The 17,106-nt window shown below is 70.0% G+C and carries 13 protein-coding genes; 2 read left to right on the forward strand and 11 right to left on the reverse strand.

Going from position 1 to position 17,106, the window contains the following annotated elements:
- Nucleotides 1-265 precede the first annotated feature (265 nt).
- Entirely contained in the window at nt 266-757 is a 492-nt protein-coding gene (locus tag ACAM26_RS14225; protein ID WP_132229730.1) for a hypothetical protein, read from the forward strand.
- 8 nt (nt 758-765) lie between these two features.
- Here ACAM26_RS14225 and ACAM26_RS14230 read toward each other — a convergent pair whose 3' ends face one another.
- From ACAM26_RS14230 to gpmI, 4 genes are all read right to left on the reverse strand, one after another.
- Nucleotides 766-4,428: a DUF1631 family protein gene (locus ACAM26_RS14230; protein ID WP_369613934.1), complete on the reverse strand. Its 3,663-nt coding sequence runs from the start codon at nt 4,426-4,428 to the stop codon at nt 766-768.
- A gap of 345 nt (nt 4,429-4,773) precedes the next feature.
- Complete coding sequence (gene sohB / locus ACAM26_RS14235; RefSeq protein WP_369613935.1) at nt 4,774-5,793, reverse strand: protease SohB; 1,020 nt, start codon at nt 5,791-5,793, stop codon at nt 4,774-4,776.
- Between the two features lie 34 nt (nt 5,794-5,827).
- The gene (locus ACAM26_RS14240) at nt 5,828-6,664 is read right to left on the reverse strand and encodes a thymidylate synthase (protein WP_369613936.1); all 837 of its coding nucleotides are present in this window, start codon (nt 6,662-6,664) and stop codon (nt 5,828-5,830) included.
- Nucleotides 6,665-6,667: 3 nt separating this feature from the next.
- Nucleotides 6,668-8,212 (reverse strand): 2,3-bisphosphoglycerate-independent phosphoglycerate mutase, encoded by a 1,545-nt coding sequence (gene gpmI, locus ACAM26_RS14245; RefSeq protein ID WP_369613937.1) that lies wholly within the window; start codon nt 8,210-8,212, stop codon nt 6,668-6,670.
- 298 nt (nt 8,213-8,510) lie between these two features.
- Here gpmI and ACAM26_RS14250 point away from each other — a divergent pair, with 298 nt between their 5' ends.
- A complete protein-coding gene (locus ACAM26_RS14250) occupies nt 8,511-9,773 on the forward strand; it encodes a glucose-1-phosphate adenylyltransferase (protein ID WP_123141288.1) in 1,263 nt (420 codons plus the stop codon).
- On the opposite strand, the gene nikB is transcribed toward ACAM26_RS14250, so the two are convergent.
- From nikB to ACAM26_RS14285, 7 genes are all read right to left on the reverse strand, one after another.
- A complete protein-coding gene (gene nikB / locus ACAM26_RS14255; protein WP_369613938.1) occupies nt 9,774-10,691 on the reverse strand; it encodes a nickel ABC transporter permease in 918 nt (305 codons plus the stop codon).
- 1 nt (nt 10,692) lies between these two features.
- Complete coding sequence (locus ACAM26_RS14260) at nt 10,693-11,178, reverse strand: L,D-transpeptidase (RefSeq protein WP_132229722.1); 486 nt, start codon at nt 11,176-11,178, stop codon at nt 10,693-10,695.
- Nucleotides 11,178-12,683 (reverse strand): ABC transporter substrate-binding protein, encoded by a 1,506-nt coding sequence (locus ACAM26_RS14265; protein WP_369613939.1) that lies wholly within the window; start codon nt 12,681-12,683, stop codon nt 11,178-11,180. The genes ACAM26_RS14260 and ACAM26_RS14265 overlap by 1 nt, the downstream gene beginning before the upstream one ends.
- Nucleotides 12,680-13,147: a CYTH domain-containing protein gene (locus tag ACAM26_RS14270; RefSeq protein WP_123141292.1), complete on the reverse strand. Its 468-nt coding sequence runs from the start codon at nt 13,145-13,147 to the stop codon at nt 12,680-12,682. Before ACAM26_RS14270 ends, ACAM26_RS14265 begins: the two co-directional genes overlap by 4 nt.
- Nucleotides 13,148-13,192: 45 nt before the next feature.
- Nucleotides 13,193-14,521, reverse strand: a complete 1,329-nt coding sequence (rlmD, locus tag ACAM26_RS14275; protein WP_123141293.1) for a 23S rRNA (uracil(1939)-C(5))-methyltransferase RlmD — start codon at nt 14,519-14,521, stop codon at nt 13,193-13,195.
- 37 nt (nt 14,522-14,558) lie between these two features.
- Nucleotides 14,559-15,449 carry a cysteine synthase CysM gene (gene cysM, locus ACAM26_RS14280; RefSeq protein WP_123141294.1) on the reverse strand — a complete coding sequence of 297 codons (891 nt, stop codon included), beginning with the start codon at nt 15,447-15,449 and terminating at the stop codon, nt 14,559-14,561.
- A gap of 176 nt (nt 15,450-15,625) precedes the next feature.
- Complete coding sequence (locus ACAM26_RS14285; RefSeq protein ID WP_369613940.1) at nt 15,626-16,906, reverse strand: HD-GYP domain-containing protein; 1,281 nt, start codon at nt 16,904-16,906, stop codon at nt 15,626-15,628.
- Nucleotides 16,907-17,106 lie beyond the last annotated feature (200 nt).

The raw sequence follows: 17,106 nt of genomic DNA on the forward strand, positions 1-17,106 counted from the left end.
CTGAATGTCTGGCCCCCGACGCGGGTTTTCAATCCGATCCAGACCCCGTGAACCCCAGGGACCACACTCGGGACACAGACATTCTAGCCTACAGCCGCCGCAAAAGTGCAACTTTTTTCGCTGACCGCAACATATTTACAACGAAAGTCATCAGAAAACAACAGCTAGCTACTGACAGCGCCGGCGCCGCATCGCCACGACCTCCCCGGGGCCGGAAATGTCCGGAAACCAACACCCTGTCGTCCCTCGCCATGGAGCAGCGTTCATGACCAGCGCCAACACCGAGCCCTCCCCTCTCGAGACACGTGCATCGATCCGCGACGCTGCCATCGCGCTGGCGACCCAGGCGCGGCGCGAGCTGTTGATCTTCGGCCCCCACCTCGAGCCCGATCTCTACGACCAGCCAGCCTTGCTCGAAGCGATACGACGACTCGCGCTCGAACGCCCCGACCTCCCGGTGCGCATCCTGGTCAACGAGACCCGCGACGCGCTCCAGCAGGGGCATCGCCTGATCGAACTGGCACGTCGCCTCACCTCACGGATCGCCATCCGGCGCAGCGGGGATGACGACCGCACGCGTACCGACGCCTTTCTCGTCGTCGATGCCCGGGGCTATGTCCATCGGCACCGCGCCGACGGCCAGCGCGCGACCGCGGCCGCCGCCGACACCCCCGAGGCACGACGACTCCGCGAGAGCTTCATGCAGATGTGGGAGCGCAGCGACAGCGACCGCGAGATCGACCGGCTGTATCTATAGAGGTGGGATCAGGCCGTCGCACACACCGCCGCAGGCGGATCGAGCTCGTCGACGAAGCAGGGGCGCGCAATCCCGTAGCCCTGGACGTAGTCGACCCCGAGTTCGCGCAGCAGCGCCAGGATCTCCTGGTTCTCGACGTACTCGGCGATGGTCTCCTTGCCCATGAAGTGCGCGATCTCGTTGAACGACTTGACGATCGCCCGGTCGTGCGGGTTGCTGAGGATATCCTTGACGAAGGAGCCGTCGATCTTGACGAAGTCGACCGGCAACTGCTTGAGATAACCGTAGGAGGACATCCCCGAGCCGAAGTCGTCGAGCGAGATCGGACAGCCCATCGACTGGAGCGACTCGAGCAGCCGCACCGCCTGATCGAGATGGACGATGGCTGCGGTCTCGGTGACCTCGAAGCCGACCAGTCCCGGCGCCACCTGCCAACGCGCGAAGGCCCCACGGATGAAGGCGTCGAGCCCGGGATCGCTCAGCGACTGACCGGAGAGGTTGATCGCCACGCCGCCGTAGGCGCGCGCCAGCTCGGGGTTGTCGTGCAACCAGCGCAGCGTCTCCTCGATCACCTGACGGTCGACCTCGTGCATCAGGTTCATCGCCTCGGCCGCGGCGATAAAGGCCGCCAGCGGGAGCGGGGCATCGTCGGCGTCATAGACGCTGAGCAACACCTCGCCATGATGAAAGGCACCGTGCTCAGGCCCTTCCCCCACCGTCGCGATCGGTTGCAACCGCAACCGCTTGCGGCCCGACTTGATCGCCTCCTCGGCCTGGGCCCAGCCACGCATGCGCTCGAGCTGCGCGGCGACCTGGACATCGTCCTCGGCATAGCACACCACCCGACCACCGCCGCTGTGCTGGGCGGCGAGACAGGCGACATTGGCCGCGGAGAGCACCCCTTCCGGGCTCTCCGACGCAGCATCGACCAGAGCCACCCCGAGGCTCACCGAGACCTGCAGGACCCGTCCCAGCCAGGTGAGCGAGACCGCCTCGAGCGCCTCGCGTATCCGCTCGGCGCTGGCCTGCGCCGCCTCGACACCTTCGGCAGGCGCGATCAACGCGAAGCGGTTCCAGCCGAGATAGGCCAGACAGGGGGCATCGGGCAGCAGCGCCCGCAGCCGCTCGGCCATCAGCGCCAGCAGCCGCTCGCCGGCGGCATAGCCGTGGGCTGCGGTCAGCAGATCGAAGCGATCGAGTTCGAGAAAACCGAGCAGATGCGGACAGGGCGCGGCGGTGCGGCTCAGCAGCCCGGTGAGCACCCCGACCAGACAACGCTGGCCGGGCAGCCCGGTCAGCGAGTCCTCCACGGTCTGCGCGCGCACCTGCTCGCCGAGTTCGCTCAGGGTCGCCTCGGTGGCGCGCTGCATCAGCGGTTGGCGCGGCGGCGCCTCGACCCGCGCCCGCGACTCGGCCAGGGCGGCGGCCAGACGCTCGGGGGTAAAGGTGCGGACACGCCGCCCCATCGGGTCGCTCAGCGCCAGACGGCGCCCGTCCTCGCTGCGCCAGATCAGCCGGTAGGCGCGCTCGCCACCCTGTTCGGTCAGCCACACCACGGAGCCCAGGGCAAGCTGCTCGATCCGCTCACGGGCCGCCTGCCAGTCGGCCTCGGACACCCCGCTCGGGGGCTCCTGAAGCGCCGCCTCGGCCTCTTCCGGCGGATCGATGGCGAACACCACCCACTCCTCGCGATCGAGCGCCCCGCGCGCGGCCCGACGCAGCACCTGCTCGACCCGCTCGACCAGCGACTCGGCCCCGAACGGATCGTGACCGATATAGATCAACCCCTCGTACAGGGTCGCCACCAACGCCTGGATGTCCTCGACCTCGGTCTCGCCACGACTGGCGCGGTGCAGTGTCCACAGCGGCATCCAGTAATGACGCCAGCGCGCGCCGTCGATCCCGGCATAGTTGCAGACCGACTCGAGCAGCATCCGCCAGCCGGCATCGAGCAGGGTCGGCAACAGCGGATGCACCGGCTCACCGCCGAAGCTGGACTGCAGACGCTGGCGCACCCGCTCATGGGCGCGCCGCTCGCACTCGCGCGCCTCGTTGGCGCCGACCCAGCGCGAGACATTGGCGCGATAACGCGACCCGACACGCTCGCGCAGTGACTGCAGACCGGAAGAGATGGCACGCAGGGTGTCGAGATCACCGGCGTCGGTGATCACCAGACGATGGACGAACTCCTCGAGTTCGCCGCTCAAGGCGCGGTCATCGGACTCGCCGTTGAGCAGGAAGGAGGAGAGCTGCTCGAGCTGATCCATCAGCCCGACCAGCGGGTGGGTGTCATGCTCGCCCGGTCGGCCGGGGTCGCTGACCGCCATCGCCAGGAAGTGGATCGACAACCGCCGGATCAACGCCTTGATGCCCTGGGGGGCGTGCGGGTCGTCGAGGATCTGCGAGAGCATCTGGTCGGTCACCTCGACCCGCTCGCGCACCCTCGGTGCACGCAGACGCCCCGGATCGCCGGTCCCAGTCGTGCGCGCGGCCAGCAATCGCGCCATGGCGTCGAGGTCGGCTCCGGCCTCGCCATCCACGCCCCCCGTCTGCAACCGGGTCAGCAACTCGCCGAGGCCGAGTCCCGCGGACCTGGCTCGCGCCGGCGCCCCGGTCGCATCCGCCTGCCCTTCTGGCCTCGGCAGCGGCGAGGCGACAGACGATGGCGCAGCCTCCCGCTCTCGAGGGGGTGACCGCAATGGCGTCGGCGCGCACGCCGGCAGCCCGTGCTCGCGCCACAGCTGCAACAGCTCGCGATAGAAGGCGCCGAGGTTACCCACCAGCGGCGTGGCGGCGAGCCGCAGGGCGCGTCCGAGCAGCTCGTCCTCCAGCCCGCCACGACGCAGCGCCCCGGCCAGGGCCTCGACCAACGGCTCCGGCTCCAGCGCGACCTGGGCGTCGCCGAAGACCCCGACGAGATGCCCGCGCAATGATCGCAGCACCTCGGCAAGCTCCTGCTCGAGTCGGTTGACCAGCTCGGAGCGCGCCAGCCACAACTCGAACTCATGTGGTTCGACCAGCGACAGCGCGGCCTGCCCGGGCGCCTCATCGGTGGAGTCGGACAACCGCTGCGTCGGCGCGAAGATCAAGCCATCGAGCACCTCGTCGGTCAGACCCCGCGCCAGGCTCCCGGCCTGGATGGTACGACCGAGCTGGCCGAGCTCACCGACGAAACGGGCGCGCTGGGCATCGTTCGCGGCACGCTCCGCGTGCATCCACAGCGCATCGATCAGGGTCTCGAGCAAGGCATCGAACAACGGCGGCAACCGCGCGCGACCGACCTGCTCGAGCAGCCCTCGCGCCCGCGCCGCACCGTTCGCCTCGGCGCCACGTCGTGGCGACGCACTCAAGCCGGCGAGAAAACGCTCCAGATGCATCTGGCCATTGGCGGCGAAGTGGATGAAACGCGCGCCCAGCCCGTGCTCGGCCCGATGCACCAGCACCACCACCGCCTGCAGGGTGCGTTGCCGGCCATCGAGCGCCACCCTGAAGCGGACCTCGCAACGCTCGCCGGCGCCGACACGCAGCTCGGCCTCGTGCTCGCCCATGTCGAGCAACGCGCCTCCGCTGCAGAGATTACGGACCCGGCAGGCGAGCAGGGGCTGATGAGGGGCACGGAGCTCGGCGGGGAGATCGACCGGGGTGCGGCGCTGACGCCGACGCTCCGACACCTTTGCGCCCTCAACCCCGGACATCGGCCACCCCGCCGAGCGACAGCCCGGGACACCCGGGGGCGAGCCGCCCCGCATCGACCGAGACGTCCCCACCAACACTGATTTCAATCATGCAACACCACACAAGCAAAGACGCGAGACGCCCCCGACCGCGGCGGTCGCTGACCGCAACCTCCCTGACTCGGCGTTCCTCGTGACTCTCCTCGCGCATCATCCAGGCTATTCCCTGCGGGGTCAGAGCGGTGAACTCCATTGGTACCCGACCCGATGTGCGCTAGTTTGCGCCTTTGTGACGGTCGGTGCCAGCTCCCGCCCCACCGCGTGCGCGCGCCTCCCGAGGACTCAGCCGCCGGACCGCCACCAGTGCGCCACGCCCTGTTCGAGCACGGATCGCCCGCCCTCGATCAGCCGCTCGAGCGGGGCCTTGCGCTCGCGCCAGCGCAGCCCCAACAGGGTGTGGCTGTCGCGCGCGGCGAGCAGATAGTCGTCGCTGGTCTGGATGGCGTCGACCAGGCCCAGTTCGACGGCGCGCGCGCCGTGCCAGTACTCGCCGGTGGCGACCCGATCGAGGTCGAGCGCGGGGCGGTAGTCGGCGACGAAACGCTTGAACAGCGCATGGGTCTCCTCGAGCTGCTCGCGCAGCTTGCGCCGTCCCTCCTCGGTGTTCTCGCCGAACAGGGTCAGGGTGCGCTTGTGCTCGCCGGCAGTGTGCAGCTCGAAGTCGACCCCGTGGCGCTCGAGCAGACGGTGGAAGTTGGGGATTTCGGCGAGTACCCCGATCGAGCCGATCACCGCGAAGGGCGCGGCGATGATGCGATCGGCGACACAGGCCATCAGGTAACCGCCACTGGCCGCGACCTTGTCGACCGCCACCGTCAGGCGGATGCCGCGCTCGCGCAGCCGCGCCAGCTGCGAGGCGGCCAGGCCGTGCTCGGTGACCATGCCACCGGCATTGTCGAGGCGTACCAGCACCTCGTCCTCGGGCCGCGCCTCGAGCAGCAGAGCGCTGACCTGGGCGCGCAGCGCGGCGGCCGCGCTGGCGCGGATATCCCCCTTGAAGTCGATCACGAACAGTCGGGGGCGGGTCGCGATCTCCTGGGCACGCGCCTTGTCGCGCTTGCGCTCGGCCTTGCGGTACGCGCGCAGCGCCTTGCCCGCGAGGGTCGCCTCACGCAGCCGCGCGGCCTGCTCGCGCAGCCGCGCCCCGAGATCGACGACCTCGAGCCGCACCGGGGAGGACGCACCTCCGGCACCGCGGGCACGCGCCAGGATCAGCAGCAGCGCGGCAAACGCCAGCAGCAGCGTCAGGGTCTTGGCGAGAAACAATCCGTAGTCGAACAACAACTCCATCAATGGCGGCATCGCGGGGGATCCTCGGGCAACGGGCGACAGGACATCAGACCGCGATCGGCGCGCGGATCACCGGGTGCGGGTCATAGCCCTCGATGACCACGTCCTCATAGCGGTAGTCGAACAGGCTCGGCGCCCGCTGCAGCCGCAACCGCGGCAGCGCCCGGGGCTCGCGCGCGAGCTGGGCATGGACGATGTCGTCGGTGAGGTGATTGCGGTAGAGATGCAGGTCGCCGAAGGCGTGGATGAACTCGCCGGGCTCGAGATCGCATTGCTGGGCGATCATCGCCGTGAGCAGGGCGTAGCTGGCGATGTTGAAGGGCACGCCGAGGAAGAGATCGGCGCTGCGCTGGTAGAGCTGGCAGGACAGCCGTCCGCCGGCCACCTGGAACTGGAACAGACAGTGACAGGGGGCGAGCGCCATGCGCCCGGCGGCGACGTTGTCCTGCGGCCCGAGACCCTCGTCGGGAAGGTCGGCCGGGTTCCAGGCGCTGACCACCAACCGACGCGAGTGCGGACGCTCGCGGATCGCCTCGAGCAGCTCGGCGAGCTGATCGATGCGACGCCCGTCGGGCGCCGGCCAGCTGCGCCACTGGGCACCGTAGACCGGCCCCAGGTCGCCGTCCGGCGCGGCCCACTCGTCCCAGATACTGACCCCGTGGCGCTGCAGGTCGGCGGCATTGGTCGAGCCCGAGAGGAACCACAGCAGCTCGTGGACCACGCTCTTGAGATGGACACGCTTGGTGGTGAGCAGCGGGAAGCCCGCGGCGAGATCGAAGCGCACCTGACGCCCGAACACCGAGCGGGTCCCGACCCCGGTACGGTCGTCGCGATCGTGACCGTTGTCGATCACGTCGCGCAGCAAATCAAGATAGACGCGCATCGCTCAGCCCACCGGACCGAGCAGCAGCGAGCGCCCGTCCATGCGCGGGTCGGGATCGAGTCCCATCAGCGCCAGCACCGTCGGCGCAAGATCCTTGAGTGCGCCACTGAGCGACAACCGCCAGGGCTGCTCGTCGATCACCAGGCAGGGCACCGGATAGGTGGTGTGCTGGGTGTGCGGCGCGCCGGTGACCGGGTCGACCATCTCGTCGCAGTTGCCGTGATCGGCGGTGAGGATCACCGAGTAGCCGGCGGCGACGGCGGCGTCGAGCACCCGCCCGACCTCGCGGTCCAGGGTCTCGACGGCGCGGATCACCGACTCGCGCACCGCAGTATGGCCGACCATGTCGCCGTTGGCGAAGTTGGCGACGACGAAGGGGAAGGCGCGCCGCCCGAGCACCTCGACCAGGGTGTCGGCGACCTCGGGAGCGCTCATCTCCGGCTGCAGGTCGTAGGTGGCGACCTTGGGCGAGGGGATCAGCACCCGCTTCTCACCCGGCAGCGGCTCGTTCTCGCCGCCGTTGAAGAAGAAGGTGACATGGGCGTACTTCTCGGTCTCGGCACAGTGGAACTGCGCCAGCCCGGCCTCGGCGAGCACCCCGCCGAGGGTGGTGCGCGGCGCGTCGCTGGCAAAGGCCGCGGGCAGGCCGTACTTGGGGTCGTATTCCATCATCCCGGTGACCCGCACGCCGGTCACCCCGCGGCGGTCGAATGCGGCGAACGCGGGATCGGCAAAGGCGGCGACCAGCTGGCGCGGGCGGTCCTTGCGGAAGTTGAAGTGGATCACCTGATCACCGTCGCGGATCGGCTCGGCGCCCTCGAGCACCGTCGGCACGATGAACTCGTCGTCCTCGCCGGCCTCATAGGCCGCGGCGATCGCCGCGCGCGCGTCGGCCGCGCGCCGCCCCTCGCCGTCGACCATGGCGCGCCAGGCCTGCTCGGTGCGCTCCCAGCGGTTATCGCGATCCATCGCATAGAAGCGACCGCTGACCGTGGCGATCTGACCGCCGGCCTCGCGCAACGCCGGCTCGAAGGCATCGAGATAGCCGAGCACCGAGCGCGGCGGGGTATCGCGCCCATCGGCGAACAGATGCACCTGGGCGCGCGCGCCCTGACGGCGGCACAGTTCGATCAGCGCCGCGAGGTGATTGACGTGACTGTGCACGCCGCCGTCGGAGACCAGTCCCATCAGCTGCACCGGCCGCTCGGCCGCGGCCGCGGCGCGCGCCGCGGCGATCAGCGTGGCGTTGTCGTAGAAGCTGCCGTCGGCGACGGCGTCGTCGATCAGCACCAGGTCCTGACGCACCACACAGCCCGAGCCGATCGACATGTGACCGACCTCGGAGTTGCCCATCTGCCCGTCGGGCAGCCCTACCGCCTGCCCCGAGGCCATCAGCGTGGTGTGCGGATGGCTGGAGAAGTAGCGATCGAGGTTGGGGGTGTCGGCGATCGCGACCGCGTTGTTGGCCTTGGCCGGGTTGACGCCGAAGCCGTCCAGGATGATCAGGATCACCGGACGACGGGGCAGTTGCTGCATGGGGTCGCTCATCGCTCTCTCCTCGGAACACGGTCGGGTTCGTGGGGACGCGGCACCGGGATGGGTCCACACGACTGGAAAACCGTCTAGTTTAACCGCTGACGGTCGTCGATCGCCCGTCGCGCCCCGATTCCGGACCTCCATGCCCCCTTTTGCACAGAGATGGACGCATCGATGACGATCATCAAGAAACCTTAAGGTGACAGGTTTATGATCGGCGCAAGAATCCGGCCCCGATCGGTCCGGCCGGGATGCAGCACCACCGCCACGACAACAGACCGCCCGGCACGGGCCCGGAGGAGAGCACACTATGAACACCGATCGCATCATCGCCTTCGTCATGGCCGGCGGCCAGGGCTCGCGCCTGCAGCCGCTCACCGCCGCCCGCTCCAAACCCTCGGTGCCCTTCGGCTCGCGCTATCGCATCGTCGACTTCGTGCTCAGCAACCTGGTCAACTCGCAGATCCAGACCATCTATCTGCTGGTGCAGTACAAGTCGCAGTCGCTCATCGAGCACGTGCGCAAGGCCTGGACCATCTCGCCGCTGCTGCAGAGCCAGTTCGTCACCGTGGTGCCGCCGCAGATGCTCTCCGGGCAGCACTGGTTCCAGGGCACCGCCGACGCGGTCAACCAGAACATCAACCTGATCGAGGAACACCGCCCCGACCGGGTCGCGGTGTTCGGCGCCGATCACATCTATCGCATGGACGTGCGCCAGATGCTCGCCTTCCATCGCGAGCGCCAGGCCGACGTCACCATCGCCGCGCTGCCGGTGCCGCTGGCCGAGGCCGCAAGCTTCGGCGTCATCGCCGCCGATCCCGAGGGACGCATCCAGGGCTTCGAGGAGAAACCGGCCTCCCCCACCCCGATGCCCCACGACCCGGCGATGGCCTTCGCCTCGATGGGCAACTACATCTTCGACACCGAGGTGCTGCTCGAGGCGCTCAAGGCCTGTCGCGACGCCGGCGAGACCGATTTCGGCCAGCACGTGCTGCCGCGTCTGCTGCGCACCCACAGGCTCTACGCCTACGACTTCTCGACCAACCGCATCCCCGGCATCCAACCCTACGAGGACCAGGTCTACTGGCGCGACGTCGGCACCATCGACGCCTACTTCGACGCCCACAAGGACGTGCTCGGCGCCGATCCCGCCTTCGACATGTTCAACCCCGAGTGGCCGATCTTCTCCAGCAACTACCAGGGCCCGGTGGCCAAGCTGCTCGGCGGCGAGGTGCGCAACACCCTGCTCGGCGCGGCCACGGTGATCCACGAGGGGGCGCGGGTGCGCGACTCGATCATCCGTCGCGAGACGGTGATCGAGGAGGACGTCGAGCTCGACAACTGCGTGATCATGGACTACGTGCGCATCGGGCGCGGCGCCCGGCTGCGCAACGTCATCGTCGATCGTCACAACATGATCGAGCCGGGCGACAGCATCGGCTTCGACCGCGACCGCGACGCCGCACGCTTCCAGATCAGCCCCGGCGGGGTGACGGTGGTGCCGATGGGACAGCTGAGCTACTACGCCCGCGACGTGCGCGACGCCAACTCGCGTGGACGCTACTCGGAGTGATCAACGGCTGCGGATACGCGGATCGAGGGCGAGATAGAGCAGGTCGGTGAGGGTGTTGACGACGAGATAGGCGAGCGCGATCACCAGCACCGCGCCCTGCACCAGCGGGTAGTCGCGCGCCTGGATCGACTCCACCACCAGGCTGCCGAGCCCCGGCCAGGCGAACACCGTCTCGGTGATCACCGCACCGCCGAGCAGCGCGCCGAACTGCAGCCCGAGCAGGGTGAGCACCGGCAACCAGGCGTTGCGCAGGGCGTGGCGCCACAACACCCGCGCCGGTCCCGCGCCCTTGGCGCGGGCGGTACGCACATAGTCCTCGCCGAGCACCTCGAGCAGGCTCGACCGCACCATCCGCGCCAGCACCGCCGCCAGCCCGGTGCCCAGGGTCAGCGCCGGGAGCAGCAGCGACAGCGGCCCGTCGCGCCCGCTCACCGGCGTCCACCCGAGCCACAGCGAGCAGACCAGGATCAGCAGCGGCCCGAGCCAGAAGTTGGGGATCGCCGCGCCGAGCATGGAGAAGCCCATCGCGACGCGATCGATCCATCCCCCCTGATGCAGCGCCGCCAGCACCCCGAGCGGCAGCGCCACCACCACCGCCAGGGCGAGCGCGGCCACGGCCAGCTCCAGGGTCGGCCCGGCGCGCTCGGCGAGCAGCGCCGTCACCGCCCGACCGCTGTGCAGCGAGGCCCCGAGATCGAGCCGCGCGAGCCCGCCGAGATAGTCCAGGTACTGCGTCCACAGCGGCCGATCGAGCCCCAGCGCGGCGCGCAGCTCGGCCTGGTCGACGGCGCGCGCGCCCTCCCCCAGCATCGCCGCCACCGGATCGCCCGGCACCAGATGGATGAGCAGGAACACCAGGGTGCAGACCCCGAGCAGGCTCGCCGCCGCCTCGCCGAGACGCCCGAGCAGCGCGCCCATCTCAGCCGCGGATCTCCACCGGGGTACCGACCGGGGTCTGATCGAAGAGCGCGATCAGCCCCGCGTCGTGCATGCGGATGCAGCCGTGCGAGCGCGGCTCGCCGAGCGGCTCGCTCGGCGGGGTGCCGTGGATGTAGATATAGCGGCGCAGGGTGTCGACCTCGCCGCCGCGGTTGCGCCCCGGCTCGCAGCCGGTGAGCCAGAGGATGCGGGTGGTGATCCAGTCGCGCCCGGGGTGGGCGGCGCGCAGCGCCGCGTCGCAGATCTCGCCGGTGGGTCGGCGGCCCCGGAACACCGTCCCCGGCGCGCAGCCATCGCCGATGCGTGCGCGCACCCGGTGCAGCCCGCGCGGGGTGCAACCGCTGCCGTTGCGCTCACCGACCCCGTTGCGCCCGGTCGAGACCGGGTAGCGGGCGAGCACGCGCGTGCCGGCCGACAGGGTCAGGGTCTGGGTAGGGACATCGATCAGGATACGGCGCTCGCTCATCACTCCTCCTCTGCTGCGACCGGGACGCGCACGACCTGCGCCAGCCCATCATAGTTGCCGTCGCCGGCCGGTCGATAGCCGCGAATGGTCGCGCGCTGCGCCGCCACCTGATCCTCGTACCACAACGGCACCAACGCCAGCTCGGCATGGACGATCGCCTGCAGCGCGGCATAGGGCGCGCGCGCGGCGGCAAGCGAGGGCGCGCGCGCCGCGGTCGCAATCAGCCGGTCGACCGAGGCGTTGCGATAGCGCCCCCGATTGGCGCCCCCCGGCGGCAGCGATTCGGAGTGCAGCGCGTAGCGGAAGATGTCCGGGCTCTGCACCCCGACCCAGGTCAGCGCATAGAGGCTGAAGCGCCCGGCCTTGACGTCGCCGAAGAAGGTCCCCCAGTCGTGCCCCTGCACCGCCAGCGCGATCCCGACCGCGGCGAGCTGCGCCTGCAGCGCCCCGGCCAGGCGCAGCCGGAAGGGATCGCTCGAGGTCTTGAGGGTCAGGCGCAACGGGTTCCCGGGGCCGAACCCGGCGCCCGCGAGCAACGCTCGGGCGCGCTCGGGGTCATGAGGCCAGGGCGCGAGATCGCCCCGCCCCGCCCAGTGCTCGGGCGGCAGGATCGACTCGGCGAGTCGCGCGCGACCACCGAGCAGGGTGTCGATCAGCAGGGGGCGGTCGATCGCCTGGGCGATGGCGCGACGCACCGCCAGGGAGCCGGTGCGCGGGTCCTCGAGGTTGAAACCGAGATAGGAGAGGTTGGCGCCGGGCACGGCGCGCACCGCGATGCCCGGCGCGCGCGCCAGATGATCGACCAGCTCGGGCGGCAAATCGCCCTGCAACAGATCGACCTCGCCGCGCAACAGCTTCATCACCCGCACGCTGGGGTCGCGTACCGTCACCAGCGCGATCCGCTGACCGTCGGCGCAGCGTTCGAGCAGCAGCGCGTCGGGGCCGGGTCGCTCGACCAGACGCAGCGGTCCGCTGCCGATCGGCGCGGTGACGAAGGGATGGTCGCGGGCGATCGCCGCCGCCGGCAGCACCGCGAGCACCAGCCGACTCGGCAGCGCCGCGTCGGGCGCGTGCAGCGCCAGCTCCAGGGTGTCGTCGTCGCGCGCGCGCAGCGCCGCGATCCCGGCGAGCGCGGCGCGGTGCGGCGAGCGCGAGCCCGGCGCGCGGATCGAGGCCAGGGTGGCGACGACATCGTGCGCGGTGAGCCGGCTGCCGTCGCTGAACAGACGTCCCTGCTCGCCGAGCCGAAAGCGGTAACGGGTCGCCCCCAGCTGCTCCCAGCGCGCCAGCCCGGGCACCGGCCGGGCGGCCGCGTCGAGCCGTACCAGGGTGCGATAGAGCAGCCGGTTGACCCGCTCGGAGGTGGCGTCGGTGGCCAGACGGGGATCGAGGTTGCGCGGCGGGCGCGCCACCGCGAAGCGGATCACCGCGTCCTCGCGCGCCCCCCGGGCGCAGCCGCCGAGCACGGCGGCGGCGCCGAGCGCGAGCGACCGCGCGCCGCTCACCAGTCGCGGTAGGGGTGACGGGCGAGGCGCGCGTTGAAGTAGCGCGGGTCGTCGCTGACCTCCTCGCCGAGCCAGTCGGGGCGGACGAAGACGGCCCGTTCGTCCTCGAGTTCGAGCTCGGCGAGCACCAGTCCGGCGTTGGCCCCGGCGAACTCGTCGACCTCCCACACCCGGCCCGCGACCGTCACCAGATGACGCACCTTCTCGACCAGCGCGGTGCAGGCCAGATCACGCAGCATCGCCTCGGCGTCGGCCACCGGGACGGGGTACTCGTACTCGGCGCGGGCGATGCCGCGGCTCGCCCCCTTGAGGGTGAGGAAGGCCTGCTCGCCGGCGATCCGCACCCGCAGCGTCAACCCCGGCTCGGCCACCAGATAGCCCTGCACCATGCGGGTGCTGCGGCTGACCGCCTCGCGCCAGCCGGCGTCGCGCACCAGGAACTTGCGTTCGATCTCGATTGCCATGACTGACCTCCAGGATGCACGGCGGGCAATGCCCGCCGCGTCCGTTCAGGCGCGCTCGAACAGCGCCATCGACTCCACGTGTCCGGTGTGCGGGAACATGTCCATCACCCCGGCGGCACGCAGCCGATAGCCGAGCCCGTTGACCAGGCGATCGGCGTCGCGCGCCAGGGTCGAGGGGTAGCAGGAGACATAGACGATACGCTCGGCACCGAGCCGCGGCAGCCAGTCGAGCACCTGCAGCGCACCGCTGCGCGGCGGGTCGAGCAGCACCTTGCCGAAGCGCTCGCGCATCCAGGGTTCGAGTTCCAGCTCGCCGTAGAGGTCGGCGGTGTGGAAGCGGGTGTTGTCGATGCCGTTGCGCGCGGCATTGCGCTCGGCGCGCGCCACCAGTCCGGCGTCACCCTCGACCCCGACCACGCTGGCGGCCTGGCGCGCCAGCGGCAGGGTGAAGTTGCCGAGCCCGCAGAACAGGTCGAGCACGGTCTCGTCGGGCTGGACGTCGAGCAGACCGAGCGCCTGGTCGATCATCGCGCGGTTGAGTTCGAGGTTGACCTGGGTGAAGTCGTTGGGCAGGAACTCCAGGGTCAGGCCGTGACGCGGCAGGCTGTAGGACAGGTCGATCTCGTGCCCGGGCAGCGGGCGCACCGTCTCCGGGCCGCCCTCCTGGAGATAGATGTGGTAGCCCTCGCGCTCGCCGAGCGCGCGCAGCACCTCCAGGTCGGCGTCGGTCGGGGTCTGCAGCACGCGGAACACCAGCACGCACGACCTGTCGCCGACGGCGACCTCGATCTGCGGCACCTGGTCGCGGATGCTCAGCGCGTCGATCGCCGCGCCGATCTCCACCAGCCGCTCGCCGACGGCCGGATGCAGCACCGGACAGCGTTCGAGATCGGCGAGGAAGGCGTTGCCGCGCTCGCGGAAGCCGACCAGGGTGCGTCCCTTCTTCTCCACCCGGCGCACCCCGAGCCGGGCCTTGCGCCGGTAGCCCCAATGATCGGCCACCAGGGGATCGAGCCAACGCTCGGGCTCGACCTTGCCGATGCGGGTGAAGACGTCGGCGAGACTGGCCTGCTTGGCGCGGATCTGCGCCGCCGTGTCCTGGTGCTGCAGCGAGCAGCCGCCGCACACCCCGAAGTGCGCGCAGCGCGGCTCGACCCGCTCGGGCGAGGCGTGCAGCACCTCGACCACCCGGCCCTCGTCGTAGCGACGCTGCACCCGGGTGTACTGGAAGCGGACGCGCTCGCCGGGCAGGGCGCCGTCGACGAACACGGCCTTGCCGTCGAGGTGGGCGAGGCCCCGACCCTCGTGGGTCAGGCTCTCGATCTCGACCTCGACCGGGTCCTGGGGGAGCGGCTTGCGTTTTCTTCTCGACACGGACTTGGATACTCGTTCGTTTATGGATGATTTGGGTTCAGGCCGGGAACACCCCGGTCGACAGATAGCGGTCGCCGCGGTCGCAGATGATCGCCACGATCACCGCGTCCTCGACCTCGGCGGAGAGACGCAGCGCCGCGGCCACCGCACCGCCCGAGGAGACGCCGGCGAAGATGCCCTCGCGCGCGGCCAGCGCACGCATCGTCTCCTCGGCCTCTTGCTGGGTGACGTCGATGATGCGATCGACCCCGGCCGGATCGTAGACCTTGGGCAGATAGGCTGCGGGCCAGCGGCGGATGCCGGGGATGCTCGCCCCCTCGGCCGGCTGCACGCCGACGACCTGCACCGCCGGGTTCTGCGCCTTGAGATAGCGCCCGGTGCCCATGATGGTGCCGGTGGTGCCCATCGAGCTGACGAAGTGGGTCACCCGCCCCTCGGTGTCGCGCCAGATCTCGGGGCCGGTGCCGAGGGTGTGCGCCTCGGGGTTGTCGGGGTTGGAGAACTGGTCGAGACGCACGCCCTCGCCGCGCGCCTCCATCTCCAGGGCGAGATCGATGGCCGCTTCCATGCCACCGGTGGCGGGGGTGAGGATGATCTCGGCGCCATAGCTGCGCATCGCCCCGCGGCGCTCGGCGCTCATGTTCTCGGGCATGATCAGCACCATGCGATAGCCGCGGATGGCCGCCGCCAGCGCCAGCGCGATGCCGGTGTTGCCGCTGGTGGCCTCGATCAGGGTGTCGCCGGGGCGGATGGTGCCGCGCTCCTCGGCGCGACGGATCATGTTGAGCGCGGGACGGTCCTTGACCGAGCCGGCGGGGTTGTTGCCCTCGAGCTTGGCGAGGATCAGGTTGGAGGTCTCGCCGGGCAGACGCTGCAGACGCACCAGCGGCGTGTTGCCGACGAAGTCTTCGATGGTCGGATAGGACATGTTCTCGTTACCGTGACCGATGGGCGGGATGGGTTCGAACCGGCGCAGGCCCGACGCGCAGGCGGCGCATTGTGCCAGATCGCGGGCGCCCGGACAGGTGCCCGGCGCCGCGGAGCGGACCCCCTGGTTCGAGTTCAACTTACGCCAACCCGGAGTCGCGCACCACCGAGCACGGCTCAGCGCCCCTTCGCCGGACTCGACTGGACGTAATAGCTCAGCTTGTCGGAGAGGTTGAGATACTCGATGATGTCCTCGGTGAGCTCGGACTGGTGCAGACTCTCGCGGATCGCGCCCTCCTCCTCCGAGAGATCGAGGATCAGCGCCTGATCGCTGGGGATCTCGGGTGAGTAGACCAGCACGTTGGGCCTGAGCAGGTCGTCGGGGTTGATCGAGATCACCACCGCGACGCGCTCGTCCTCGAGCCGCACCACGGTGCCCGGGGGATAGACCCCGAGATTGGTGATCAGGGTGGTCAGCACCCGCGGGTCGTAACGCGCGCGGTCCTTGGTGTACATGCTCGAGACGGCCTGGTGCGGCGACAGTCCGCGTCCGTTATAGGTACCGTTGCAGAGGTTGTCGTAGCGATTGACCACGCTGACGATGCGGGTCAGCGCGCCGAGCGCCTTGCCGCTCAGCCCGTCCGGGTAGCCGCTGCCGTCGAGGTGCTCGTGGTGCTGGCCGATGACCTCGATCACCGCATCGGGCAGGGTGCCGATGGCCTGGGCGATCTCCACCCCGTAGCGCGGGTGCTGCTCGTAGAGGGCGCGTTCCGGCTTGTTCCAGTCGCCCTTTTTGTGCAGGATCTGTGAAGGGATGCGCTGCAGCCCGAGGTCGTGGAAGAGCGCGCCGAGCCCGAGCAGGCGCAGGTTCTCGCGATCGAGCTTGAGCTTGCGCCCGAGCACCAGCGCCAGCGCCATGACGTTGATGGCGTGATGATAGGTGTTCTCGTCCTGGCTCTTGAGGTTGACCAGCTGCACCGTGGCCTCGTGATCGGCGGTCAGGTCCTCGACCATCTGCGAGACCAGCGCGTCGGCCTCCTCGGCCGCCTGCGCCGGGGCCGAGCGCAGGTGCGACATCAGCTTGCGCGCCAGCACCACCGACTGGCGGTAGCGCTTGGCGCAGAGGTTGAGCCGCTTGCGCCGATCCTTGAGCACGCGGATGCGCGCGTTCTTCTCCTCCCACAGGGAGGCCTCGAGATCGGCGCGCAGTTGATCGCGTACCTCGGCGTCACCGTCGCCCTCGGGCTCGTCGTCCGCCGGCAGGTCCTCCGGCTCCGGGTCGCTGCGCGCCAGATCGACCCGCACCCGCCCGAGATCGAGCTGCATCAGCGTCTCGAGCTGCTTGCGGGTGCGGATCTTGAAACTGCTGGTGAAGAAGGGGTGCGCCATCCAGGGCAGATCGAGATGCACGAACATCCCGATCCGCAGCCTGGGTTTGTGTTGTGTGTTATCGCTCACGGCGCAACCTGCATTGACCGACACTGGACCCGACACTCGAACCGGCCCGCTCGCGTCACGCCGACTCACCGACGATCTCGTGTCGCGCACGGCACCGACACCACACAGCGCGCCACACCTGCGCCGGTCTCCGGCGTGGCCGTAAGCTAGCGACCGGGACCCGGGCGGTCAACACAGGGCCCAGGCGCGCCACCGACGGT

Source organism: Marichromatium sp. PS1 (genome assembly GCF_041155115.1).
Lineage (GTDB): Bacteria > Pseudomonadota > Gammaproteobacteria > Chromatiales > Chromatiaceae > Marichromatium > Marichromatium gracile.